At 67.4% G+C, this 282-nt stretch carries 1 pseudogene; it reads left to right on the forward strand.

Annotation, left to right across the window (positions count from 1 at the left end):
* Positions 1-282, forward strand: a pseudogene (locus tag ACR9ZG_RS18985) (hypothetical protein); the annotation flags it as partial.

The raw sequence follows: 282 nt of genomic DNA on the forward strand, positions 1-282 counted from the left end.
TCATGCGCATCGGCATCGGCATCTTCAGCCGCGGCATCGGCGGCGGGATCCGGACGCTGAACATCATCCTCGGCGTCCTGCTCGTCATCGCCGGAATCGTGGCCCTCAAGAACGTGACGGCGGCCGCCACCACACTGGTGATCCTCGCGGTCGCCTTCATCGGCATCGGCTGGATCATCGAGGGCGTCATGGCGCTGGTGGAGTCCGGGCGCGCCGCCTCCTCGGGCTGGGCGATCACCTACGGCATCATCAGCATCATCGCCGGGCTCGTCGTGCTCGTGC

Source organism: Leifsonia sp. KNZ12-8B (assembly GCF_056755495.1).